A 22848-nucleotide genomic window follows, 5' to 3' on the forward strand; every position below is an offset into this window, starting at 1 on the left:
TTAAAGTTCACACCAAAAACGGAATAACCATCTCTACCAAAGGTAATCACTTTTTCCTCACCCGCAAGAAATATTTTAAAATAATTTCAAGCCCTCCTACCTCATCATTTCAACCTTTTCCCTTCCTCCGAAGCGGGATGCAAAAGTAGAAAAAAAATTGATGCAGACGAAACGATGAGCTGTTTTTTTATTGATAAATATGTAAGTGTGTGATTTACACTAAGAAAAAATGCAAATTATCTCAAAAGCCGAAACGTGCAGGAGACTTTATAGCATGATTTAGATTTGAAGGGTTGGCTGATGCCCTTTAATAGTTAACGTAAAAGAGGTTAATTAAACCCGACCCGAATGAAAAACCCGCAAGCTGAGGAACGAAGCGAGAATTGAAATGGAGGGCGGGATTGACAATAATAGCAGCACAGACCCTGCTTTAGTAAAAATTAATATTGCCCGGTACTCAACAGCACCAGCGTGCAGGCTTCGATGGGTTCAATTCCATTTGCATCTAACAGTTTTTCTAAGTCGTAATTTTCTGTACCAGGGTTGAAGATAACGCGTTTAGGTTTAGTTGCTAAAATATAATCGTGATACTGTGCTTGTAAAGCCGGCCCGATATATAGTGTTATCGTATCTATATCGTTGTGAATTTTTTCTGGTTGCTCTATTGCTACGCCAGCAACCTCGCCACGTTTAATACCTACATTAACGATTTGGTGATTAAAACGGGTTAACATGTGAGCCGCTTTGTACGCGTATCTTGAGGAATCGGGCGATGCACCGATAATGAGTGTCTTTTTCATAAACTAAAATTTTGAAAGAAGTGCTATTTGTCCGGAGTGATAGGCATGATGCTGAATTAAACCATTTAACAATTCTGCCTTGGTAACGCCGCTACCTAATGGCAAATTGCGTTCATCATTGGTTTTCTCGTCCCATTGGTTGGCATCTATGTTTTCGCAAACCCTGATTAGTTCTTCGTTTGCGACTTTAAAATTAAAAATAATTTTCTCCCAACCTTGAGCAGTTTGGTCATGAACCGGAGGCCAATCGCCCATTGCAGGCTCCACGGCGAGATTTCCATTTAATCTTGAAGATACTTCTTCCGTCCAACTGGTTAGGTGTAATGCAATTTCGGCTATAGAATGCGCATTTGGTATGAAATGCTGAAAGGCATTTTCTGGCATTACATTGTTTAATGTTTGCATTACGTGGTTACCATGCCATGCATCGCCGTTAAAAGCTTTTTTAATTTCGCTGGGTAGATTAAACATAAATGAACAACAACCGCAGTAAAATTATGTTTTTCTATTTTGCTAAAAGGATTGCATTGGCACAATTGATTCCATCGATTGCGGCTGATACAATTCCACCTGCGTAGCCAGCACCCTCTGCACATGGATACAAGCCTTTAAGTTGTGGGTGCTGATAGGTTTCCTTATCCCTGGGGATGCGCACCGGAGATGAGGTTCTGCTCTCGACGCCAACCAAAATTGCCTCATTTGTATAATAGCCCTTAATTTTTTTTCCAAACAACGGCAATGCGGCTTTTAAGCTGCTGGAGACAAAATCTGGTAAAACGTTATCTAACATAACACTTTTTGTGCCGGGCAGGTATGAGTTTTTCGGCAAATCGATTGAAAGTTTATTGTTTACAAAATCTACCATCCTTTGAGCAGGGGCCACTAAATTTCCGCCGCCGGCTTCGAAGGCCAGCTTTTCAATCGCGGATTGAAAGTTCAACATTCTTAAGGGGTCATAACCCTGAACATCATCTAACGTAACCTGAACAACGGTGCCCGAGTTGGCGAACGGATTATTTCTTTTTGATGGCGACCAACCATTTACTACGATTTCATTTTCGCCGGTTGCACAGGGAGCGATAATGCCGCCGGGGCACATACAAAAAGAAAACACGCCACGACTACCAACCTGTTCTACCAGGCTGTAGTAGGCTGGAGGTAAAAACGCTGAGCGAATATCGCAATGGTACTGAGCGGAATCTATTATTTCCTGAGGATGTTCTATCCTTACACCCAAAGCAAAAGGTTTGGCTTCAATTAAAAGATTTTTTTTGTGTAGTAATTCGTAAACGTCTCTTGCAGAATGGCCGGTAGCAAGAATGATATTATTGGCGTGTAGTTTATCTTCGAAGTTAATTTCTATGCCTTTTACTTGACCAAACTCAATTAAAATATCTGTCATCTGGGAATCGAACATCACCTCACCGCCGGCATTTAAGATTGTATCTTTAATTGAAGTAATGATGTGTGGCAGCTTATTAGTGCCAATGTGCGGGCGGGCATCAACAGCAATATCAGGCTCTGCTCCGTGATTTACGAAAACCTGCAGAACTTTGTTAATATCGCCGCGTTTATTGGAGCGGGTGTACAATTTTCCGTCTGAATAGGTGCCTGCCCCGCCCTCTCCATAGCAGTAGTTAGATTCTGTATTAACCAGGCCTTGTTTATTTATGGCCGCTAAATCGCGTCGACGTTGTTTTACGTCTTTTCCGCGTTCGATAATAATAGGCTTCAGACCGTTTTCGATACATTGCAAAGCAGCGAACAAACCTGCCGGCCCTGCTCCAATTATTAGGACAGGTTGCGCATTACTGACATTTTGATAGTTTACAGTATGAACCTGAGGTATTGGTTCTTCGTCGATAAAGACTTTAATCTGCAATCGGAAAATAACTTTTCTGGAGCGGGCATCAATAGAGCGTTTTGCAATTTCATAACCTTTAATTCGCTTTAAAGGAATGTTTAATGCATCAGCTAATTTTTGATTGATGACTTCAGCCTGCTCAACCTGATGAGGAAGCAGCGTAATTTCGATATCTTTTTGCATACAACTTGTCAGGTTTTTATCCTGAATTGTAACAAAGGTACAGATTTTGTAATCTTATTAGTAAATTGACCATAATTCAATTTGACAAATTAGACAAAAACCATAAAAATGAAAAGATTAGTATTTGGAATTTTAGCTGCTGTAATTGCAGTTAGCACTTTAAGCTCATGCGGTTACAATAGCATGGTTAAACTTGATGAAAATGTAAAATCGAAATGGGGAACTGTTCAAACCCAGTACCAGAGACGGGCAGATCTAATTCCGAATTTAGTTAGTACGGTAAAAGGTGCAGCAAAATTTGAACAAGGAACATTAACTGCCGTTGTTGAAGCACGTGCCAAAGCAACACAAATGACGGTAAAGGCTGATGAGTTAACGCCAGAGAACATTCAAAAATATCAGGCTGCGCAAGGTCAGCTGAGCCAGGCGTTGGGAAAATTACTATCTATTACTGAAGCATATCCTGAATTGAGAGCGACACAACAGTTTAGTGATTTATCTGCCCAGTTGGAAAGTACCGAAAACAGAATTACGGTTGCCCGTAAAGACTTCAATGATGCTGTGCAGGAGTATAATGGTAAAATCCGTTCGTTTCCAACAAACTTAACTGCAGGAATGTTCGGCTTTAAGCCTAAAGGCTATTTTGAAGCCGATGCTGCTGCCAAAAATGCACCTAAAGTAGAATTTTAGTTCGCCAAATAATAACATTTGAGGGTAATGGGTGTTTGTTCAGAAACATTTATTACCCTTTTTCATTAATTTAAAATAGAAAGATGTCATTATTCTCAGATATTGAACAAGATAAAATTGCCAAAGCTATCGCCGATGCAGAGCAGGCAACCTCTGGCGAAATTAGAATTGCCATTGATAAACATTGTGACGGTAATGCGTTTGAAAGAGCAACTGAATATTTCGCGAAACTTGACATGGATAAAACTGCACAACGGAACGGCGTATTAATTTATCTTGCCCACGCAGATCATAAGTTTGCAATCATTGGCGATTCAGGAATAAACAGAGTTGTACCAGATAATTTTTGGGAAACCACACAAATTGCCATGACAGCGCATTTTGCTAAGGGGAACCTTGCAGATGGAATTATTGCCGGAGTTGCCCTGGCTGGCGAAAAGCTAGCGCTATATTTCCCTTATCAAACGGGAGATATAAATGAGTTACCAAATGATATTATTTACATGGATGATAAAGAAACCAACTAAGACGATGAAAAAATTACTTCTTTTATCGTTCTTCAGTTTAATTTTTGCTTTTGCCTTTGCCCAGGATTTCCCGGCAAAGCCGACAACATTGGTTAACGATTATTCGAATGTTTTGTCTGCGAGCCAAAAGCAGGCATTGGAACAGAAATTAGTCGCCTTTGATGATTCTTCATCAACACAGATAGCAATTGCCATAGTAAAATCTGTCGGCGATTACGATATTAACGAATATGCGGTTGAGCTGGGCAGAAAGTGGGGCGTTGGCCAAAGCGGAAAAAATAATGGAATTATGATTGTTGTTGCCGTTGGCGACAGGAAAATATCAATTCAAACAGGCTATGGCGTTGAAGGTGCTTTGCCAGATATATATGCGAAAAGAATTATAGACAATGATATCAAGCCAAACTTTAAAGCCGGCGACTATTATGCCGGTTTGGATGCGGGTACGACATCAATTATAAAGTATACCAAAGGCGAATATAAAAATGATAATCCCAGGGCTTCGGCCAAGAAGGGAGGCTCTGCGAGTGTGGTTGTGATCATTATCATCATAATTATAGTAATCATAATTATGAGAAAAGGTGGCGGTGGAGGCAATGGCGAAGTTATCGGCAGTCGCGGTGCTTCGAATGCGCTGTTTTGGGCCATGTTGTTTGGCGGAAGCGGACGTGGAGGCAGCGGAGGCGGAGGCTGGGGCGGCGGTGGATCTTCCGGTGGTGGCGGATTTGGTGGGTTCGGAGGCGGAAGTTTTGGCGGTGGTGGCTCTAGCGGCAGTTGGTAAACCACGAAAATAAGGATTGATTATTCAGCCTTTTTTACAGGTTCCTTAATTATCACCTTGTTTTGAAGTTCGTTGATGCTGAGTTTACTTTTTATCGCCCGGCTTAAAAGCTGGTCAACTTTATAGAATAAAAATGTATAGAAGAGATTTAATAACGGCCGAGATTCAAAAGCTTGCCCAGGTTTTGGCCAAAATAATGGGGTTAAAACTGGAGGGGAATTTGGACGAGGCCCAACAAGTTTTCGAGGAAACCATGGAGGCAGGTTTTAATCTGCCGATTGACATCCTGGAAAGCGCCGACCAAACCATGTTTGAAGCTTGGCTGAACGGTATTGATTTTCCTGCTGAAAAGCTCGATTCTTTGAGTGAATTTCTATATTACGAGTTAGGCGTAAGCGATGAGCGAAACAAATTAATTGCGCCAAAACTGAACCTGATCTACCAAACGCTTGCCGATAAACATAAGGTTGTCCATTTGGTAAACATGCACCGTCAGAATCTAATTAAACAGTATTTATAACGAACGCTTATTTAAGTATTAACCTATTTGAAATGATTATAGAGAAGTGGCAAAAACTCGCCTCAAAATATTTGGTAAGCGAGAAATGGGCAACATTACGTGTCGACGAAGTTAAGCTTCCTGACGGTGTGGTTAAAAACGACTACTATGTTTTGGAATATCCAAACTGGGTTAATGCCATCGCCTTAACAGCGGAAGGAAAAATTTTGATGGTTCGCCAATACCGGCATGCAGCCGATATTGTTTCACTTGAAGTTCCGGGTGGCGTAATGGATGGCGATGAAGCACCAGAATACGCAATTAAACGTGAACTATTGGAAGAAACCGGTTATAGTTTTAAAACATGCAAACTTGTTGCCGAGCTATATCCAAACCCTGCAACCGCGAACAATATAACATTTACTTACCTTTTAACTGGTGGCGAAAAAACACACGAACAGAATCTGGATGAGCACGAAATTCTTAATGTTGAAGAATATACTGTTGATGAGGTTAAGCAGCTTATAAAAGAGAACAAAATTGCACAGGCACTGCACGTGGCAGCTTTATGCTATGGATTGGCAGAACTGGAAAACTTATAAAGTAAAACCCCTTTTGCAAAGAAAGCCTCAGATAAAATTATCTGAGGCTTTCTTTTTTATGGCCTTTGCCCGACAATTAGTTTTACCTAATGTCTTAGCTCATTTTTAATTTTTTCTGAATATCGTGTACGTAAGCTTTAAACTTTTTGTCGGTATCAATTAAATCCTCAACGGTTTGGCAAGCGTATATAACAGTACTATGGTCGCGGCCGCCAAAGAAGGCACCAATTGTTTTCAACGATGATTTTGTATGACTTTTAGATAAATACATCGAGATCTGACGGGCCTGAACAATCTCACGCTTCCGGGTCTGAGATTTAACCATATCAACCGGAACTTCAAAATATTCACAAACAAGTTTCTGAATGTATTCCATAGAAATTTCTTTCGAAGTATTCTTTATGAAATTTTTGAGCATTTGCTTAGCCAGGTTCAAATCGATTTCTTTTTTGTTCAAAGTTGCCTGAGCCAATAAAGAAACCATAGCACCTTCCAATTCCCGAACGTTATTATCGATGTTGTGGGCAACATATTCTACAACTTCCCCAGGTAATTCGATACCATCGGCATACATCTTCTTCCTTAAAATCGCGATGCGGGTTTCCAAGTCAGGAACCTGCAAGTCGGCAGATAAGCCCCATTTGAAACGGCTCAATAACCGCTCTTCCAGGCCAGCTAAATCTTTCGGTGCTTTGTCTGAAGTTAAGATTACCTGTTTACCAGATTGATGAAGATGATTAAAAATATGGAAGAAAATATCCTGAGTTTTTTCTTTCCCGGCGAAGTTATGTACATCATCCATAATGATCACATCCATTGCCTGGTAGAAATTCACGAAATCGTTGATTGTGTTATTCTTTAATGAATCTACAAACTGCTGACAGAATTTCTCACAGCTTACATAAATAACCAGTTTATCTGGCATGCTGCGTTTGATTTCATTTCCAATTGCCTGCGCAAGGTGCGTTTTGCCTAAACCAACGCCACCGTAAATCATCAATGGGTTAAATGATGTACCACCTGGTTTTGCCGCAACTGCATAGCCTGCAGAGCGAGCCAAGCGATTGCAATCTCCCTCAATATAATTATCAAAAGTATAATTTGAATTTAATTGAGGATCGACATTCAATTTTTTTAATCCGGGAATAATGAACGGATTTTTAATGTCTTTATTTATCGAAACCGGGATAGGCATCGACTGCACTTTTGCTTCTGCCCCATTCCCGTTTGAAGGCATGTTTGTTGTGTACGGACTACCGCTGTTAGATGATTTATCTACAACGATGTTATATTCCAACCGGCCATCCTCTCCAAGTTGTTTTTTCACCGTTTTACGGAGTAAGCCTACATAATGTTCTTCAAGCCATTCGTAGAAGAATAAACTTGGTACCTGAATGGTTAAAACCTTACCTTCCAATTTAAGGGCTGTGATAGGCTCGAACCAGGTTTTGAAACTTTGGTTCGGGATGTTATCCTTAATAATTTGAAGACAGTTCTTCCACACTTCTGTACAAGTTTTTTCCATTGCGATTTCTATAATTTATTGGTTTTCAGTGCCGATTCGAATTTACGGGATGGTCCGTTTCGGGACTACGAATATTGATAAAATTATCAACATTTGAAACAAAAATTTCAATTATTTTGTAACGTATTCATAAGCAGTAGGGTACCTCACTTAACCTGAATTTTTAGTGTGGATAACTATTTATTAACATTGGTTTTCCACACAAAAATCGTTTTACCGAGCATTTCAGCCTTTATTTCGAATCTGCAACTAAAAAGCAAATTCTAGGCCACTAATGTATCAGAGGCAGTTTTTTAAACGATTGTGAACCATTTTTTAGTTAAATCACTTGTTATTAAAGCCATTACAAAATCATAACTTAAAATTGTGCGCTAATCGATTGTTTTCCGCTCGTTCCCCCGATGTCGGAACACCCCAGCAACAGCTCTTAATACTCCCCAAAAGTGCCCCTCAGTACATCAGCTATTTCGCCAAGTGTTGCGTACTTTTCTACGGCATCGATAATCAAAGGCATCAGATTGGTTTCTGATTTAGCGGCCTCCATGATAGATTCCAATGCGTGTTTTACCGCAATACTATCTCGCTCCTTTTTTAAAAGATCCAGCTTCTCCGTTTGCAGTTTTCTTATCGAGTCATCAATATTAAAAACCTCGGTTAAACCTTCTTCCTTTTGAGTAAATTTATTAACGCCCACCGAGACCCGGCTACCATCTTCTATTTCAGTTTGATACTGATAGGCCGCGGAAGCAATTTCCTGTTGCATGTAATCGCTTTCAATTGCGTTTACAGAACCGCCCATCGCATCGATTTTATCGATATAAAGCCATGCAGCTGCTTCAACTTCGTTGGTTAGGCTCTCCACGAAAAAAGAGCCTGCTAAGGGGTCAACAGTATCTGTAACCCCGCTTTCGAAGCCGATAATCTGTTGTGTTCGCAATGCTATCTTCGCTGCCGCTTCTGTTGGTAGCGATAGGGCCTCATCAAAACCATTCGTGTGCAAAGATTGAGTACCACCCAATACAGCCGCCATCGCCTGGTTGGTTACCCTAATTACGTTGTTTAAAGGCTGCTGTGCGGTTAATGTTGAGCCGCCAGTTTGTGTGTGGAACCTCAGCATCTGAGCCTTCTCATCCGTTGCGCCTAACTCGCGGGTAATTTTGGCCCACATTCGCCGTGCTGCCCTGAACTTTGCAATCTCTTCGAAAAAATTGTTGTGGCAGTTAAAGAAAAAAGAAAGGCGCTTCGCAAACACATTTATGTCTAAACCTTTATTTATTGCTGCTTTGAGATAGGTTTTACCGTTTGCCAAAGTAAAGGCTAATTCCTGTACTGCCGTAGAACCCGCCTCGCGGATGTGGTATCCGGAAATAGAAATGGTGTTCCACTTCGGAATTTCTTTGCTGCAAAATTCAAAAATGTCGGTAATTAGCCGCATAGATTGTTTTGGAGGATAAATGTAGGTTCCCCTGGCGGCGTATTCCTTTAAGATGTCGTTCTGTATTGTGCCCGAAATTTGTTTCAAATCTGCACCCTGCTTTTTTGCCAGTGCAATATACATCGCCAGCAAAATTGATGCGGTTGCATTAATCGTCATCGAAGTTGTGATGTTTTTCAATTCAATTCCATCAAAAAGAATTTCTATGTCTTTTAAAGAATCAATTGCGACACCGACCTTGCCAACCTCCCCGTCAGCCATTTCATGATCCGAATCGTAGCCTATTTGTGTTGGTAAATCAAAGGCAACAGATAAGCCCGTTGTGCCTTGCCCTAATAAATAATGATAGCGTTTGTTTGATTCTTCTGCGGTAGAAAAACCGGCATACTGCCTCATGGTCCATAACCGGCCGCGGTACATATCTTTTTGAATGCCCCTGGTAAAGGGAAATTCCCCCGGCTTTTCTTCCATCGGCTGCGCCGAGGTATAAAGCTCTTTAATCTCTATGCCCGATGTTGTTATATGTTTTTTATCGCTCATATTTATTTGGTTAGTTGGCATTAAAGCCAGTTTATTGATGATAAAAGACTAAGAAATTTATGCAATTAACCACGCAGCTGCATCAGAACAATTTTTGAATATCCTTTTTAATCAACTCAATCGTTAAGTCGTAAGGATTCTCATCAATACTGGCCATATGCTGCAGAATCGCTTTACTCAGTTCAATTCCGTTAGCCTCTGCCGGTATATTTTGTACGGCGTTGTTAATCATTGCAATCGAATCGTCTTTTAATTTGCGTACAACATTCCAGGTTTCACTATTTACGTAAAGTTGCTGTGTAATGTTGTGCTGATATTCTGAACGCACTTCGTTTAATATCCCGGCCTGCAGCGTGGCAATCGCGATGCCTTGCTGATGCAGACGCACCAAAAGATTCGCAGGGTTAATTCTATCAACAAAAATTATTAGTCGTTCATGTGCCTGCAGCCTCAAGGGCAAGATATGTGCCCTGCTTTCTTTATTCAGCTCGATTGTTTTTAGGTTAAAGAAACGTTGGATATCATTTTTCAAAACGTAATAAATTGCGATTAGCGCTAAAAAAACGCCTGCGCCTAATACCACGACATCTGTGATTATTTGCTGTACATTCATATATATTGTTTATCTACGGTAATTTTAAAACCAGAGAAAAGCAAAAATGTGCATTATTATTTATATTTGTAACAGATAAAATTTAAATAACATGAGCACAACAGTTGATACAGCATTTGCACCGGTAACTTTTTCAGAAGGCGCAGCAAAAGAGTTATATAAATTAAAAGATCAACAAGAAATTGGTGATGACTATGGTTTGCGTGTTGGTGTAGAAGGTGGTGGTTGCGCCGGGATGAATTATATTTTGGGTTTCGACCAGAGAAAAGATGGTGACCAGGAGTTTTTCATTGATGGAATTAAGGTTTTCATGAACAAGGCCCATCAAATGTATTTAATGGGCATGATGATAGACTGGCAAGACGGTTTGAACTCCCGAGGTTTTACTTTTGTTAACCCAAATGCGACGAGCACCTGCGGTTGCGGCACCAGTTTTTCGGCCTAAAGAAAATAATATTGTAACATATTGTACAGTCCCTTTGTCTAAACATCGGGACTTTTTTTATTTTTAGGGATCTTCTAAGAAAAAACCATCGCAATTACGCTATATAACTAAATGAATTACAGAGAAAATATCAGGCTGGCATTACAATCTATTAAAAGCAATCGCTTGCGCACAATGCTAACGGCATTAATTATTGCCATTGGTTTGAGTGCTTTAGTCGGTATTTTAACAACACTCGATGCTGTAAAAACAAGTATGACCGAGGCTTTTAGCAGTATGGGTGCTAATTCATTTACAATTCGTAACCGCGGCACGGGCATTAGAATAGGTGGCCAGGGCAAGCGCCCAAAACCCTTCAAGGCTATCAGATATGAAGATGCTGTTAAATTCAAAGACAGTTTAAATACACCCGCAACGGTTGCAGTGAGCGTTTTTGCCAGTGGTGGTTCTACCATAAAAAATGGAAGTTTAAAAACGAATCCTAATATAAACGTTCAGGGCATCGACGAAAACGGACTTGCCTCACAAGGCCTGAGCTTATCTGAAGGTCGGAATTTTAGTAAGTCGGAAGTTGAAATGGGCAGCAATGTTTGTATTGTTGGTAGTGAAGTTGTGGATAAACTTTTCAAAAATCAGGACCCGATCGATAAACTCATCAACGTGGGAAATAATCGATTCAAAATTGTAGGTATTCTGGTATCGAAAGGTTCGAGTATGGGTTTTAGTGGCGACAGAGCTGTTTACGTGCCCTTGCTAAAAGCAAAACAAATCAATGCTAATGCCAATCCATCTTATACGATAACGGTAATGGTGCCAACGAATGACATGCAGGAAAATATTATCGGTGAATCAACGGCGTTATTCAGAAACATTAGAAAAGTTAAAATCAGCGAACCTAACAACTTCGAGATTACCAAAAGTGATGCTGTTGCGCAAACGCTTTTCGAAAACCTTGCTTTCGTTGCCATTGGTGGCGTGGCAATTGGGATTATTACACTAATCGGAGCATCTATCGGCTTGATGAACATCATGTTGGTTTCAGTTACCGAAAGAACACGCGAGATTGGAATCAGAAAAGCAATTGGTGCAAATCCTAAAGTTATTCGCCGGCAGTTCTTAATCGAAGCGGTTGTAATCTGCTTAATGGGCGGTAGTTTGGGGATATTTCTGGGAATTGTAATTGGAAACCTGATATCGCTCGCCATGGGCGGCTCGTTCATTATCCCATGGTTATTTATTTTTGGAGGATTTGTTATTTGCGTAGGCGTCGGTATTCTTTCTGGCTACTACCCTGCTAAAAAAGCTTCGAAATTAGACCCTGTTGAGGCGCTTAGATACGAGTAACCTTTATTAGCTTAAAGCAAAACATTATTTAACTGGTGGGTAGTTAACAACCTTTGCATAGCAGGGGTATTTAAACTTTCGGCCAATGCTGCAGCATGTTTAAGGTGGTGCATATCGCTGCCAATAAAATCAACCAAATGGTGTTCAACCATCTCGTCGGCCACTTTAGCAGCCCCTTTTCCATAATAACCTGTTAGGGCAATAGAATTTAATTGAAGTAAGCAACCTGTTTCCCTTATCTGATGGTAACTTTCTAAAGAACTGTAGTAGTAAGGATACCTTTCTGGATGTGCGAGCACCGGTTTGTAGCCACAATCCTGTATCAATTTAATAAAATCAAAAAGATTTTGAGGAGGATTTATGTAAGATAGCTCAAAAAGAAGATAGTTGCTGCCAAAAGTTAAAACCTCTTTTTTTCTGATTTTTCGTTCTAGGGTTTCATCGAGGTAATATTCTGCAGCAGCTTCAATTTCTAAATCCAATTGAATTTCTAGCAATCCCTTTCTCAAAACATCGAGCGCCCGGTTAATGGTATCAGGCGTATTGCGAAAATAATCGGCCATGATATGCGGTGTTGCAATAAGCTTTCGGTAGCCAAGCTGCTTGAATTTCCTGGCTAGCATTAAGGCATCACTAAGGGTCTGTGCCCCGTCGTCTATACCTGGAATGATGTGCGAATGCATATCAGTTCCAATATTTGAAAAGTTAAATTCTGGAGTTGGCTTTTTCTTTTTGAATAATCCGAACATGGTAAACTATACAGTTTTAAATGGCACGTGGCAAATTTGATGCCTCTGCTGCTCCTGCTAATTTAGATGAATAAATTTTAGCAAGCAATTTGTTTGTTTGCTCCGACAAGTCAAATTGCAAATCTTCGTGAAGTTTAGCGAGTTTATTTAGCGTAACCTGAACGGTTTTGAGGTAAAAAGTTGAAAAAAGAAAGCCAAAATCTTTATAGCCAAAAAGCGATCGTTTGTAATACAGAGGGATTGAAGACAAAATGAAAATTTTTAATTCAACTTCTCCGAAAGCATCTTTGGTTACTTTGTAGAAATGATTTACCGAGGTAATCATTTTCCTTACTTTTGCGAGTGCCTCTTTAACGTTTAGTTTTTTAAGCTCCGCAATTTCTGTGGTAAAATCTGATTTAAGCTGTTCCTTACGATATTCTAAATCAGTTTCATCTTCCAATAAGCGATAATGAAGGTGTTCTGTTAAAACTTTATCCTTTGCAACTAAGCGCAGCAATAACTTATCTTTCTCTTTAACAGGTAAATCTGTAATGGCGTTTTTTAAGTCTTTATGCTCCGCAAGCTTCATCTAAAACGGATTTGCTTTAATGTATTTTTCCCATTCCCAGGCAGAACGCATCATTTCATTAACGTCTAATTCCGTTTGCCAGCCAAGTAATTCTCTGGATTTTGTTACATCGCCATAAATTTGCTCAATATCACCGTCTCTTCTTGGGCCAATCTGGTAATTTAATTTCTCACCTGTTGAAGTTTCAAAGGCTTTAATGATTTCTAAAACAGAAGAACCTTTTCCTGTTCCAATATTAAAGACTTCGTAATTAGAGGCAGATTCAGCATGTTCCATACGCTTAATGGCAGCAACATGTGCTTTCGCTAAATCTACAACATGTATATAGTCACGAATTGCACTGCCATCCGGTGTATTGTAATTGTCGCCATAAACAGTAATCGGCCCACGTTTACCAATTGCAGATTGCGTAATAAAAGGAACTAAATTAGCCGGCACACCGTTTGGAAGCTCACCAATCAAGGCTGTTTTATGAGCGCCAACCGGGTTGAAATAGCGTAAGGCCACTACATTTAAATCTGGTGTAACTGCAGCTGTTTCCGTTAAAATTTCTTCAGCAATTTGTTTCGTATTTCCATAAGGAGATTCTGCCTGCTTCACTTTTTCTTGCTCCGTAACGGGCAAATTATCGGGCTGACCATAAACGGTACAAGAAGATGAGAATACGAAATTTATCTTTCTATCAAACGCAGTTAAAAGATTGATTAAACTAAAGAAGTTGTTTTTATAATATTTTAAAGGCTTCTGAACGGATTCGCCAACGGCTTTAAAAGCTGCAAAATGAATGATACCGGTGATATCATTATATTTTGCAGCAAAATCGTTTACCTTGGCCGTATCGCACAAATCAAACTGATGAAATTCTGGTTTGATGCCGATAATGGCTTCAATCTGATCTAAAATTTTGATACTTGAGTTGGATAAATCATCAACAATTACAACTTCGTAACCTGCATTGTGTAACTCAACAACGGTGTGTGAACCAATATATCCGGTACCTCCGGTAACTAAAATTTTAGACATTTTTAACGATTGTATTTATGAAAATCTTTGTGTTCTATTTTTGCCAGGGCCTCTTCAGGCAATGATTTAAAGTAATCGTAAGTAATTTTTAATCCTTCGGCACGTCCAACTTTCGGCTCCCATTTTAACAAAGCCTGTGCTTTGGTAATGTCTGGTCTGCGTTGTTTCGGGTCATCCTGAGGAAGTTCCTTGTAAATTATCTTTTGCGATGTACCGGTTAACTTTATAATTTCTTCGCAGAATTGTTTGATGGTAATTTCATCCGGATTACCAATATTTACCGGCTGAGCATAATCGCTCATCAATAAACGATAAATACCTTCAATTAAGTCATCTACATAACAAAATGAACGGGTTTGGCTACCATCACCGAAAACGGTTAAATCTTCTCCTCTTAATGCCTGACCAATAAATGCAGGTAAAACACGACCATCGTTTAGGCGCATTCTTGGGCCATAAGTATTAAAAATACGAACAATCCTCGTTTCTACACCGTGAAAGGTATGATAGGCCATTGTAATTGCTTCCTGGAAACGTTTCGCTTCATCATACACACCTCTCGGACCAACCGGATTTACATTTCCCCAATATTCTTCAGGTTGTGGGTTCACGCTTGGGTCGCCATAAACTTCAGAAGTTGAAGCAATTAACATCCTGGCGCCCTTTGCCCTTGCCAAACCCAATAAATTGTGTGTTCCTAAAGAACCAACTTTTAAAGTCTGGATGGGTATTTTTAAATAATCAATCGGACTTGCAGGAGATGCGAAGTGCAAAATATAATCTAACTGGCCTGGGATATGGACAAACTTTGAAACATCGTGGTTATAAAACTCGAAATTTTCGAGGTGAAACAAATGTTCGATATTGGCCAAATCGCCTGTTATCAGGTTATCCATACCAATTACGTGGTAACCTTCTTTTATAAAACGGTCGCAAAGGTGAGAGCCCAAAAAGCCCGCTGCGCCGGTAATTAAAATTCTTTTATTGCTCATATTAATCTACCAGTTTACGGCCAATGCTGTTGTAATAATATCCTAAATCTACCATTTTATCGAGGTCGTATAAATTCCGTCCGTCAAAAATAACCTTGTTTTTAAGGGTTGACTCTATTTTATCGAAATCAGGATTTCTGAAAACCGACCATTCTGTTGCAATTAAAAGCGCATCAGCATTTTCTAAGGCATCATACTGGTTATCGGCATATTTTACCTTATCACCAATTACACCTTTAACGTTCGACATTCCTTCCGGATCGAAAACAGTTACGGTGGCACCGTTTTTAACCAAAGCATCAATAATATATAAAGCAGGTGCTTCGCGGATATCGTCTGTTTCAGGCTTGAAAGCCAAACCCCAAAGTGCAAAATGCTTGCCCGCGATGCCGTTCTTGTAATATTTCAAAACTTTATCAACCAGGATTGTTTTCTGGCGCTCATTAACTTCCATTACGGATTTTAAGATTTGAAAATCGTAGGTATTTTCGTCGGCTGCCATTACCAAAGCCTGAACGTCTTTCGGAAAACAAGAACCGCCATAGCCGATTCCAGGAAATAGAAAACGTTTACCAATACGATCATCCGAGCCTATACCTCTTCTTACCGCATCAACATCAGCCCCTACCAGTTCGCAAAGGTTTGCAACCTCGTTCATAAAGGTAATTTTTGTTGCCAGGAAAGAGTTGGCCGCATATTTTGTTAATTCTGAAGAACGTTCATCCATAAACAAAATCGGATTTCCCTGGCGAACATATGGTCCGTAAAGGTCTGTCATTAACTTTTTCGCTCTTTCGCTTTTTGTTCCTAAAACTACCCGATCAGGTTTCATAAAATCTTCAACAGCAACCCCCTCGCGTAAAAATTCAGGATTTGAAACCACATCAACTTCTATAGCTGTATTTTCTGCGAATACTGCCCTCACTTTATCCGCTGTTCCAACCGGAACGGTAGATTTGTTAACGATGATTTTGTATTCTTTGATAATTTTAGAAATGTCTTTAGCTGCACCTAAAATATAGGATAAATCAGCTGCACCGTCTCCTCCCGGAGGCGTTGGTAGAGCCATGAAGATAATCTGTGCTTCTTCAATTGCCTCTGCAAGGTTGGTCGTAAAATGCAACCTGCCTTGCTCAATATTTCTGTGAAACAGCAAATCCAGACCCGGCTCATAAATGGGAACCTGTCCTTCTTGCATTTTCTTAACTTTGGCTTCATTAATGTCTACGCAGATTACATTATTTCCTGTTTCTGCTAAACACGTTCCGGTTACTAAACCTACGTATCCGGTACCAACTACGGCTATTTTCATATATTTAATAGGGGATTTTAAATATTTTCGTTTTATCTTGGCACGAAGATAATAAAATCCAATCAATGCTTTTACTTTATATATTAGGAATTAAAATTTATGGTGCGATTATCTGGATTTTCTCCTTTTTTAATCAGAAAGCGGCACTTTTTATTTCCGGAAGGAAGCAGATTTTCAATCAGATAGCCCAAAAAATTCAGCCAGGAAATGAAAATGTGTGGTTTCATTTTGCATCGCTTGGCGAATTTGAGCAAGGAAGACCCGTTCTGGAAAAGTTTAGAACATTACACCCTAAAAAGAAAATCGTCATTACATTTTTCTCTCCTTCGGGATACGAAATCAGAAAAAATTACGCATTAGCCGATGGAATTTTTTACTTACCGCTTGATAGCGAAACCAACGCAAAGCGTTTCATCGAACTGGTAAATCCTGAAATGGCCATTTTTACAAAGTATGAGTTTTGGTATTACTATTTCAAACAGCTTGATAATAAAGGCATTCCACTTTACATCATCTCCGGGATTTTTAGAAAAGACCAGGTTTTTTTTAAAAGCTTCGGAGGCTTTTACAGAAACATACTTAAATATGTTACCCATTTCTTTGTACAAAATCAGGAGAGCAGCTTTTTACTTAAATCAATTGGCCTTGAAAACGTAAGCATAAGTGGTGATACGAGATTCGACAGGGTTTTTGAAAATGCCGCAAATGCAGAAGCAATACCAGAAATAGCTTCGTTTTGTGGCGATTCGCCCGTGTTAATTTGTGGCAGCACCTGGCCTGATGACGAAAAACTGCTGGCCGCACTGCCTGCAAAATATCCAGACTGGAAATTTATCATTGCCCCTCACGAAATTCATGAAGGGCATCTAATGAGCATAGAAAACGCCTTTGGAAAAACGACGAGATATTCTACATACAAAGCCAACCCCCACATTAATTCCCGGGTTTTAATTATCGATAATATCGGGATGCTTTCCGCTTTGTATCAATATGGAAAGATAGCCTACATTGGTGGTGGCTTCGGTGCCGGAATCCATAACACGCTGGAGGCCGCAGCCTTTGGTTTACCTGTAATTTTTGGCCCGAACTTTAACAAATTCCAGGAAGCGAAAGATTTACTTGCCATTGGCGCAGCCAAAAGCATATCAAATGCGTCCGAATTGACGGACGCTTTCGAATATTTTAAATCTAATGAACAATCCTCGTTTTCAGCAAAGAAATATGTTCAGGATAAAAAAGGCGCAACGGAAGTAATTTTGAAGAATTTAAACTAAATCTACTTTACCATTCCAGCTAAAGCTTCAATAAAAACGGGGCTATCGTTCAAACTCTCCACGAGTTGAACATGTTCGCCACCCAGCGCCCTGAATTCTTCATGATATTCAACCGTAATTTCATAAAGTGTTTCAAGGCAATCGGCAACAAAAGCAGGACTAAAAACTAAAAGTCTTTTCTTACCTTCTGATGCAAGTTTCTTTAAAACATCTGTAGTATAAGGTTGAACCCAAGGCTCTTTACCCAAACGTGACTGAAAGCAAACTGTATAGTTTTCTTTTGAAAGGTTAAGTTCTTTGGCAATTAATCTTGCAGTATCGTGTCCCTGTGCAGAATAGCAAAACTTATTAGTATCATTAAGTGTCTGGCAGCAATCCGAATGCTTTAAGCAGTAGCTGGCAGTATGGTCGCACTTTAGCAGTTGTCGTTCAGGCAAACCGTGGAAACTGAATAAAATATGATCGTAAGTTTCGGGCTTATATTTCCTGGCATTTTCGGCGAACACCTTTATCATCAGCTCATTATCATGAAAAGAATTGATAAACGAGATTGGTGGCACCGTAGGCCATTTACTTACCAACTCCATAACCAGCTGCATTACCGAACCTGTACTCGCAGATGCGTATTGTGGAAACATTGGAATTACCTGAATGCTTTCTACCAAACCAGCTTTCAAATTTGCAAGGGCCGACGCAATTGACGGACTTTGATAACGCATTGCAAGTTCTACGTGGTAATCGTCTCCCAGCTTTTCCTGAAGCATTTTTGCCTGTAATTTGCTATAATATAGCAGAGGAGAACCATTTTCACCCCAGATTTCTTTATACAATTTCGCAGTTTTAGGGCTTCGGAAAGGAACTATAATCCCCTTAACCAACAAAGTTCTGTTAAATGCAGGAATGTCGATTACCCGTTCATCCATTAAAAACTGATCTAAATATTTTTTAACGTCAGGTACCGCAGGACTATCGGGTGTTCCTAAATTTACCAGTAAAATTCCCTTTTTGCTCATTTAAATAAAGAATATGTTTGTGGCGCAAATATCGCTTTTTTACCGCCAAGTATTTAGTATAATGTATCAGGATTTAGTAAAAAGCAATTTATTTGGTTTTATACAATTGCCACCATGGCATAGACGGTTTCTGGTGATGCTCCAAATGGTATCCAAAAAAATAACAGGTTATAAAAGCGATAAAATGGTTTTTGCGGAGGGTTGAAGCATAATATTCGTTATCATGTTCGCCTTTATGTGGCAGATAGGTGCCGAAATAAAACAACTGAAAAGTGCTGAGCAACGATGGCAGCACCCAAAAGACCAGTAAGTTTTTTTCGCTGAGCCAAATGTTGAGAACATTGTAAGCAACCGCCATAATAACAAGCTGAATTACGGTTACATAATTCATCATAAAGCTATAGTACCATTTCCAAAAGCCATGAGGTGCAAAATCAGGATCGTGTTCGGTATGCACATGCGAGTGGTGTTTGTGGTGCTTGCTATAAAGTTTATTGTAGAAAAAACCTGCGTACAAAAAGACAGACAGAAAGCCAAAAAAATTATTAAGCCGCTTATTAGGCGAGATAGTTCCATGCATGGCATCATGAGCAGTTATAAATAAACCTGTGTACAAATGCATCTGGACAAAAATCATCATATAAACCAAAGGATTACTCCACTTAAAATCCCAGCTTAGTAGAAAAAAAAGTGATATAAACCAGCAAGTAATTACGATGCAGGCAATAAGAACTCCAGTATAATTTTGGTTTACTTTCAAGTGGCTTTTTCTTATTAACAGTTTTAACAGAAAATTGATTGCCTAAAAAGACTAAAACTGCTCTAAAGCGGCTTTAACTTTCTCCATAAGCCACATTGGTGTTGAGGTTGCGCCGCAAATCCCCACTTTATCATTTTCGTTAAACCAGTTTTTATCCAGTTCTTCTACATTTGAAATGAAGTAAGAATCGTCGTTGTATTTTTTGCAAACATCATAAAGCACCTTTCCGTTGGATGACTTTTTACCTGATACGAAAATGATTTTATTGTATTGGCTTACAAAACTTTCCAACTCCTGGTATCGGTTAGAAACCTGCCTGCAAATGGTATCGTTAGCTTTTACCTCGTAACCCCGAGATAAAAGTTCATCCTTAATATGATAAAATTTATCTACGCTCTTTGTGGTTTGGCTGTATAGGGTAAATTTAGAAGGCAATTCTACATTATCAAGCTCCGCTAAATCCTGAAAAACAATCGCCTTCCCATCCGTTTGGCCCTGCAAACCAATAACCTCCGCATGACCATGTTTCCCGAATATCAGGATTTGTTCATCATCATCGTGCGAGCTTTTAATCCGGTTCTGCAGCTTTAGCACGACCGGGCAAGAGGCATCAATTAGTGTTAAATTGTTTTCTAAGGCAAGCTGATAAGTAGAGGGCGCTTCGCCGTGTGCACGAATTAAAACCTTCTCGTTTTTGAGTGTTTTGAGCACATCATGATCAATAATTTTAAGACCACGATTTGTGAGGCGTTCAACTTCTTCATCATTATGAACGATATCACCAAGACAATATAAATAACCCTCGTTATCTAAAATATCCTCTGCCATTTCAATTGCATAGACTACGCCAAAGCAAAAGCCGGATGATTTATCAATAGTGACTTGTAAATTTTGATTCATTGCGTTACAAAATTAAGCAAAATTATGCTATCGAGTTGTCATGTATAAGACAACAAAAAATATAAATTGCGAAAGAAACATTGCTGTGCCGATGTACTTTTGTTGTTTCAGGCCCAACGCGTAATAGAATTTGAGTAAAATTACCGAAACTACAAACCAGGCGATGTAGTTTTGCAACGGAATTTCGTGCCAATCCCAATGCCAGTAATCAAATTTCATGGCAACCGGTTCCAGGAAAAAATCGAAGGTAATTAAGCACAAACCACCAATTAACGAGGCAAGGATGCCATTACGGATTTTTAAACTTTTAATCATCTGGCCGGTACTGAAAATTAAGATAACCCAGTTTACCCCCATCAGTAGTGGAACCGTTGCAATTTTAAACCCAAGGGTTGTACCATAGTAGTAGCTACCAAATATTTTGCCTGTTTTAACACCTAAAACCTCTACCAGGAAACCACATAAGAAAACGCCGCAAACAAAAAGCGCCAGCCGTTTAATATCTGCATTGTAAGTGCACACTATAACGGCAAACATTAAAAGTAAGTGAAAAGGAACAAGCTTTATAAAATATGGCTGGGCAACAGGAATTAGAAACCCCAGCAAACCAACGAGATGAAAAATGATGATTATGGCTATTGCCAGCTTTTTAATTTTTAAATCGTTTTTATCGATCTGCCCTTCCATGTTCCCTTTTTTTGTAAATGATTAGAAATTGATTTAACTGAGATAAACAGAAACAACAGCATTTGTACCGGATGCAAAACAAGGTTTAACAACACATTCTGCCCTGATAAAAAAGAAATCATCATCCTGCTTAAAACAATTAAAGTTAGCGGTAAAACCAGCAGATGTACATCGTAATTTACGAATAACAAAATGGGCCAGCTAACCACCAAAAGCTGGTAAAGTAATAATATTATGATGTTATTACCAAAACCTGCTAGTAAATTTTTACTAAAGCCGTCGATACTCTCAGCCAGGTTTTTGTACATACGACAGTAAATTAAACTGTTAGCCAACAATGCTTCGGTTTTATATTCTGCCTGCTTTACAAGCTTCATTATCTCTACGTCTTCTACCACGCGGTTTTTAACCCGCTTATGCCAATGATTTTTATGGTAATTTTCTGCATCGAAGAACATGCACTGCCCGCTCGCAGCGGAAAAAGCTGGGTTTTTAGAAAATCTCACCAGGCGGAGCGGCAGCAAATTCAGCAAAATAAAATGCATCAATGGCACGGTTAACTTTTCTCCGTAGCTGATCATTATCTGATTGGTAAAAATACTCAGCAAGCTTAATCCATTGCGTTCTACCCGAAATATTAAACTATTAATTAAACCGCGTTTTATAACCTCATCAGCATCCACAAAAAGCAGAAATTTGCCGGTTGCCATTTCTGAAAGCTGATGGCATGCGTAGTTTTTACCCAGCCAGCCTTCTTGTAATTCCAATCCTTTAAAGATTTTAAACTGCGTATTTTTTTCTGAAAACTGAGTTACCAGTTCGAAAGTATTGTCGCTGCTGCCATCATCTAACACAATTACCTCATAATTGATGTAATCCTGCTCTTTTATTGATTGTAATAATTGAAGGATATTTTCAGCTTCGTTTCTGGCAGGAATTAAAATGGATACTTTTTCCTGGTAATGCTTAATGGTTCGTGGAAGCTTTGGGTTTGACAGGAAGTTAAAAACGGTAACAGAAAACCTAATAATGAGAAAGATTAATGCTGCGTAGATAAAAATTGTCATTCGGTAATTTGTGTTTGTTTAACAACAGAATTATCGTAATGTTTGTTGTAGGCACTTTTCAATAACTGCAAACTAATGTATTCTTCATTTTCCCAGTTCTGCAGATAGGTATATGCAGATGCTTTACGCTTCGAAAAAAAATCTATAAAAGTGGCTGCAAAAACAACATTAATTTTCTTCTGACTTGAATTTATCATTTGCATCACCCCTTTTTCAAAGCTTATATTTTTGAGGTGGTTGGAATACAGTTTACCTTGAGGGAAAACCAAAACCAGGTTCTCCGGATTATCGAGCAAGGTTCCGGCGTAATTTAAGGTTTCCAAAACATCTTTACCCGAATGTTCGGCTGCAAAGGCGCCAAGATATTTTAAAAAGCCAACCTTTTTATAATTTTCTGCATTAACCAAAACATGAAACTGCTTTTTAAATACTTTTTTATTGATGTAAAATATCAAAAAACCATCCCACCAACTGAAATGGTTGGCCAAAACCAAAACTGACACATCCTTTTTGAGGGCAACATTTTCGTAATTGAAGGCAGCGAAATCTTTATCAACGATAAATTGAATGTACCAGGAAAAAAATTTATGGATGATGTTATTTTTTCGTGGATAGTACATTCAGGAAAGTTGCGAAAAAATAGGAATAATTG

Annotated in this window: 25 protein-coding genes; 8 read left to right on the forward strand and 17 right to left on the reverse strand. The window is 39.2% G+C overall.

Annotation, left to right across the window (positions count from 1 at the left end; genetic code table 11):
• Positions 1–440: 440 nt before the first annotated feature.
• From ASG14_RS14510 to ASG14_RS14520, 3 genes are read right to left on the reverse strand one after another with little or no spacing between them, the layout of a single operon-like run.
• Positions 441–800, reverse strand: a complete 360-nt coding sequence (locus ASG14_RS14510) for a CoA-binding protein (RefSeq protein WP_056871804.1) — start codon at positions 798–800, stop codon at positions 441–443.
• A gap of 3 nt (positions 801–803) precedes the next feature.
• The gene (locus ASG14_RS14515) at positions 804–1271 is read right to left on the reverse strand and encodes a DinB family protein (protein WP_056871805.1); all 468 of its coding nucleotides are present in this window, start codon (positions 1269–1271) and stop codon (positions 804–806) included.
• A gap of 34 nt (positions 1272–1305) precedes the next feature.
• Positions 1306–2847 carry an NAD(P)/FAD-dependent oxidoreductase gene (locus ASG14_RS14520; RefSeq protein WP_056871806.1) on the reverse strand — a complete coding sequence of 514 codons (1542 nt, stop codon included), beginning with the start codon at positions 2845–2847 and terminating at the stop codon, positions 1306–1308.
• A 108-nt stretch (positions 2848–2955) separates the two neighbouring features.
• On the opposite strand from ASG14_RS14520, the gene ASG14_RS14525 reads away from it, so the two are divergent.
• The 5 genes from ASG14_RS14525 to ASG14_RS14545 all read left to right on the forward strand — a co-directional run bounded on the left by ASG14_RS14525 (position 2956) and on the right by ASG14_RS14545 (position 5946).
• The gene (locus tag ASG14_RS14525) at positions 2956–3537 is read left to right on the forward strand and encodes a LemA family protein (RefSeq protein WP_056088417.1); all 582 of its coding nucleotides are present in this window, start codon (positions 2956–2958) and stop codon (positions 3535–3537) included.
• Between the two features lie 83 nt (positions 3538–3620).
• Positions 3621–4064, forward strand: a complete 444-nt coding sequence (locus tag ASG14_RS14530) for a TPM domain-containing protein (protein WP_056871807.1) — start codon at positions 3621–3623, stop codon at positions 4062–4064.
• Positions 4065–4068: 4 nt separating this feature from the next.
• Positions 4069–4845 carry a YgcG family protein gene (locus ASG14_RS14535; protein WP_082491622.1) on the forward strand — a complete coding sequence of 259 codons (777 nt, stop codon included), beginning with the start codon at positions 4069–4071 and terminating at the stop codon, positions 4843–4845.
• 133 nt (positions 4846–4978) lie between these two features.
• Entirely contained in the window at positions 4979–5365 is a 387-nt protein-coding gene (locus ASG14_RS14540) for a hypothetical protein (protein WP_056871809.1), read from the forward strand.
• A gap of 32 nt (positions 5366–5397) precedes the next feature.
• A complete protein-coding gene (locus ASG14_RS14545; protein WP_082491624.1) occupies positions 5398–5946 on the forward strand; it encodes an NUDIX hydrolase in 549 nt (182 codons plus the stop codon).
• Between the two features lie 94 nt (positions 5947–6040).
• Here ASG14_RS14545 and dnaA read toward each other — a convergent pair whose 3' ends face one another.
• The 3 genes from dnaA to ASG14_RS14560 form a co-directional block, all read right to left on the reverse strand.
• Complete coding sequence (gene dnaA, locus ASG14_RS14550) at positions 6041–7471, reverse strand: chromosomal replication initiator protein DnaA (RefSeq protein WP_056871810.1); 1431 nt, start codon at positions 7469–7471, stop codon at positions 6041–6043.
• 427 nt (positions 7472–7898) lie between these two features.
• Positions 7899–9446 (reverse strand): methylmalonyl-CoA mutase, encoded by a 1548-nt coding sequence (locus ASG14_RS14555; protein ID WP_056871811.1) that lies wholly within the window; start codon positions 9444–9446, stop codon positions 7899–7901.
• A gap of 82 nt (positions 9447–9528) precedes the next feature.
• Positions 9529–10059: a hypothetical protein gene (locus ASG14_RS14560; RefSeq protein ID WP_056871812.1), complete on the reverse strand. Its 531-nt coding sequence runs from the start codon at positions 10057–10059 to the stop codon at positions 9529–9531.
• Positions 10060–10150: 91 nt separating this feature from the next.
• Between ASG14_RS14560 and ASG14_RS14565 the strand changes: the two genes are divergently transcribed.
• Together ASG14_RS14565 and ASG14_RS14570 are read left to right on the forward strand one after the other, a co-directional pair.
• Positions 10151–10504, forward strand: a complete 354-nt coding sequence (locus tag ASG14_RS14565) for an iron-sulfur cluster assembly accessory protein (RefSeq protein ID WP_056871813.1) — start codon at positions 10151–10153, stop codon at positions 10502–10504.
• A gap of 111 nt (positions 10505–10615) precedes the next feature.
• Complete coding sequence (locus ASG14_RS14570) at positions 10616–11848, forward strand: ABC transporter permease (RefSeq protein WP_056871814.1); 1233 nt, start codon at positions 10616–10618, stop codon at positions 11846–11848.
• An 11-nt stretch (positions 11849–11859) separates the two neighbouring features.
• Here ASG14_RS14570 and ASG14_RS14575 read toward each other — a convergent pair whose 3' ends face one another.
• The 5 genes from ASG14_RS14575 to ASG14_RS14595 are packed head-to-tail and all read right to left on the reverse strand — an operon-like array spanning position 11860 to position 16495.
• Positions 11860–12597 (reverse strand): tyrosine-protein phosphatase, encoded by a 738-nt coding sequence (locus ASG14_RS14575; protein ID WP_056871815.1) that lies wholly within the window; start codon positions 12595–12597, stop codon positions 11860–11862.
• Positions 12598–12613: 16 nt separating this feature from the next.
• Positions 12614–13168, reverse strand: coding sequence for a hypothetical protein (locus tag ASG14_RS14580; protein WP_056871816.1), 555 nt, complete (start codon positions 13166–13168; stop codon positions 12614–12616).
• Positions 13169–14191 (reverse strand): UDP-glucose 4-epimerase GalE, encoded by a 1023-nt coding sequence (gene galE, locus ASG14_RS14585; protein ID WP_056871817.1) that lies wholly within the window; start codon positions 14189–14191, stop codon positions 13169–13171.
• A gap of 2 nt (positions 14192–14193) precedes the next feature.
• Positions 14194–15183 (reverse strand): UDP-glucuronic acid decarboxylase family protein, encoded by a 990-nt coding sequence (locus tag ASG14_RS14590; protein ID WP_056871818.1) that lies wholly within the window; start codon positions 15181–15183, stop codon positions 14194–14196.
• 1 nt (position 15184) lies between these two features.
• The gene (locus tag ASG14_RS14595; protein WP_056871819.1) at positions 15185–16495 is read right to left on the reverse strand and encodes a UDP-glucose/GDP-mannose dehydrogenase family protein; all 1311 of its coding nucleotides are present in this window, start codon (positions 16493–16495) and stop codon (positions 15185–15187) included.
• A 65-nt stretch (positions 16496–16560) separates the two neighbouring features.
• On the opposite strand from ASG14_RS14595, the gene ASG14_RS14600 reads away from it, so the two are divergent.
• Positions 16561–17769, forward strand: a complete 1209-nt coding sequence (locus tag ASG14_RS14600; protein ID WP_056871820.1) for a 3-deoxy-D-manno-octulosonic acid transferase — start codon at positions 16561–16563, stop codon at positions 17767–17769.
• 2 nt (positions 17770–17771) lie between these two features.
• Here the strand turns inward: ASG14_RS14600 and hemH are convergent, their stop codons facing one another.
• From hemH to ASG14_RS14630, 6 genes are all read right to left on the reverse strand, one after another.
• Entirely contained in the window at positions 17772–18782 is a 1011-nt protein-coding gene (hemH, locus tag ASG14_RS14605) for a ferrochelatase (protein WP_056871821.1), read from the reverse strand.
• A gap of 88 nt (positions 18783–18870) precedes the next feature.
• A complete protein-coding gene (locus tag ASG14_RS14610) occupies positions 18871–19422 on the reverse strand; it encodes a fatty acid desaturase (protein ID WP_235528595.1) in 552 nt (183 codons plus the stop codon).
• A gap of 171 nt (positions 19423–19593) precedes the next feature.
• Positions 19594–20442, reverse strand: a complete 849-nt coding sequence (locus ASG14_RS14615; protein WP_056871823.1) for a 4-hydroxy-3-methylbut-2-enyl diphosphate reductase — start codon at positions 20440–20442, stop codon at positions 19594–19596.
• Between the two features lie 27 nt (positions 20443–20469).
• On the reverse strand, positions 20470–21129 hold the full coding sequence (locus tag ASG14_RS14620; RefSeq protein ID WP_056871824.1) for a carotenoid biosynthesis protein: 660 nt from the start codon (positions 21127–21129) through the stop codon (positions 20470–20472).
• The gene (locus tag ASG14_RS14625; RefSeq protein WP_056871825.1) at positions 21099–22196 is read right to left on the reverse strand and encodes a glycosyltransferase family 2 protein; all 1098 of its coding nucleotides are present in this window, start codon (positions 22194–22196) and stop codon (positions 21099–21101) included. Before ASG14_RS14625 ends, ASG14_RS14620 begins: the two co-directional genes overlap by 31 nt.
• The gene (locus ASG14_RS14630) at positions 22193–22816 is read right to left on the reverse strand and encodes a 1-acyl-sn-glycerol-3-phosphate acyltransferase (RefSeq protein WP_056871826.1); all 624 of its coding nucleotides are present in this window, start codon (positions 22814–22816) and stop codon (positions 22193–22195) included. The genes ASG14_RS14625 and ASG14_RS14630 overlap by 4 nt, the downstream gene beginning before the upstream one ends.
• Between the last annotated feature and the right edge of the window lie 32 nt (positions 22817–22848).

It is taken from the genome of Pedobacter sp. Leaf194, from assembly GCF_001423945.1.
In the GTDB taxonomy this organism is placed as follows: Bacteria; Bacteroidota; Bacteroidia; order Sphingobacteriales; family Sphingobacteriaceae; genus Pedobacter.

Coding starts and splice junctions, on each gene's coding strand:
- ASG14_RS14510 (WP_056871804.1), bottom strand. CDS start 800: ATGAAAAAGACACTCATTATCGGTGCATCGCCCGATTCCTCAAGATAC.
- ASG14_RS14515 (WP_056871805.1), bottom strand. CDS start 1,271: ATGTTTAATCTACCCAGCGAAATTAAAAAAGCTTTTAACGGCGATGCA.
- ASG14_RS14520 (WP_056871806.1), bottom strand. CDS start 2,847: ATGCAAAAAGATATCGAAATTACGCTGCTTCCTCATCAGGTTGAGCAG.
- ASG14_RS14525 (WP_056088417.1), top strand. CDS start 2,956: ATGAAAAGATTAGTATTTGGAATTTTAGCTGCTGTAATTGCAGTTAGC.
- ASG14_RS14530 (WP_056871807.1), top strand. CDS start 3,621: ATGTCATTATTCTCAGATATTGAACAAGATAAAATTGCCAAAGCTATC.
- ASG14_RS14535 (WP_082491622.1), top strand. CDS start 4,069: ATGAAAAAATTACTTCTTTTATCGTTCTTCAGTTTAATTTTTGCTTTT.
- ASG14_RS14540 (WP_056871809.1), top strand. CDS start 4,979: ATGTATAGAAGAGATTTAATAACGGCCGAGATTCAAAAGCTTGCCCAG.
- ASG14_RS14545 (WP_082491624.1), top strand. CDS start 5,398: ATGATTATAGAGAAGTGGCAAAAACTCGCCTCAAAATATTTGGTAAGC.
- dnaA (WP_056871810.1), bottom strand. CDS start 7,471: ATGGAAAAAACTTGTACAGAAGTGTGGAAGAACTGTCTTCAAATTATT.
- ASG14_RS14555 (WP_056871811.1), bottom strand. CDS start 9,446: ATGAGCGATAAAAAACATATAACAACATCGGGCATAGAGATTAAAGAG.
- ASG14_RS14560 (WP_056871812.1), bottom strand. CDS start 10,059: ATGAATGTACAGCAAATAATCACAGATGTCGTGGTATTAGGCGCAGGC.
- ASG14_RS14565 (WP_056871813.1), top strand. CDS start 10,151: ATGAGCACAACAGTTGATACAGCATTTGCACCGGTAACTTTTTCAGAA.
- ASG14_RS14570 (WP_056871814.1), top strand. CDS start 10,616: ATGAATTACAGAGAAAATATCAGGCTGGCATTACAATCTATTAAAAGC.
- ASG14_RS14575 (WP_056871815.1), bottom strand. CDS start 12,597: ATGTTCGGATTATTCAAAAAGAAAAAGCCAACTCCAGAATTTAACTTT.
- ASG14_RS14580 (WP_056871816.1), bottom strand. CDS start 13,168: ATGAAGCTTGCGGAGCATAAAGACTTAAAAAACGCCATTACAGATTTA.
- galE (WP_056871817.1), bottom strand. CDS start 14,191: ATGTCTAAAATTTTAGTTACCGGAGGTACCGGATATATTGGTTCACAC.
- ASG14_RS14590 (WP_056871818.1), bottom strand. CDS start 15,183: ATGAGCAATAAAAGAATTTTAATTACCGGCGCAGCGGGCTTTTTGGGC.
- ASG14_RS14595 (WP_056871819.1), bottom strand. CDS start 16,495: ATGAAAATAGCCGTAGTTGGTACCGGATACGTAGGTTTAGTAACCGGA.
- ASG14_RS14600 (WP_056871820.1), top strand. CDS start 16,561: ATGCTTTTACTTTATATATTAGGAATTAAAATTTATGGTGCGATTATC.
- hemH (WP_056871821.1), bottom strand. CDS start 18,782: ATGAGCAAAAAGGGAATTTTACTGGTAAATTTAGGAACACCCGATAGT.
- ASG14_RS14610 (WP_235528595.1), bottom strand. CDS start 19,422: ATGATGATTTTTGTCCAGATGCATTTGTACACAGGTTTATTTATAACT.
- ASG14_RS14615 (WP_056871823.1), bottom strand. CDS start 20,442: ATGAATCAAAATTTACAAGTCACTATTGATAAATCATCCGGCTTTTGC.
- ASG14_RS14620 (WP_056871824.1), bottom strand. CDS start 21,129: ATGGAAGGGCAGATCGATAAAAACGATTTAAAAATTAAAAAGCTGGCA.
- ASG14_RS14625 (WP_056871825.1), bottom strand. CDS start 22,196: ATGACAATTTTTATCTACGCAGCATTAATCTTTCTCATTATTAGGTTT.
- ASG14_RS14630 (WP_056871826.1), bottom strand. CDS start 22,816: ATGTACTATCCACGAAAAAATAACATCATCCATAAATTTTTTTCCTGG.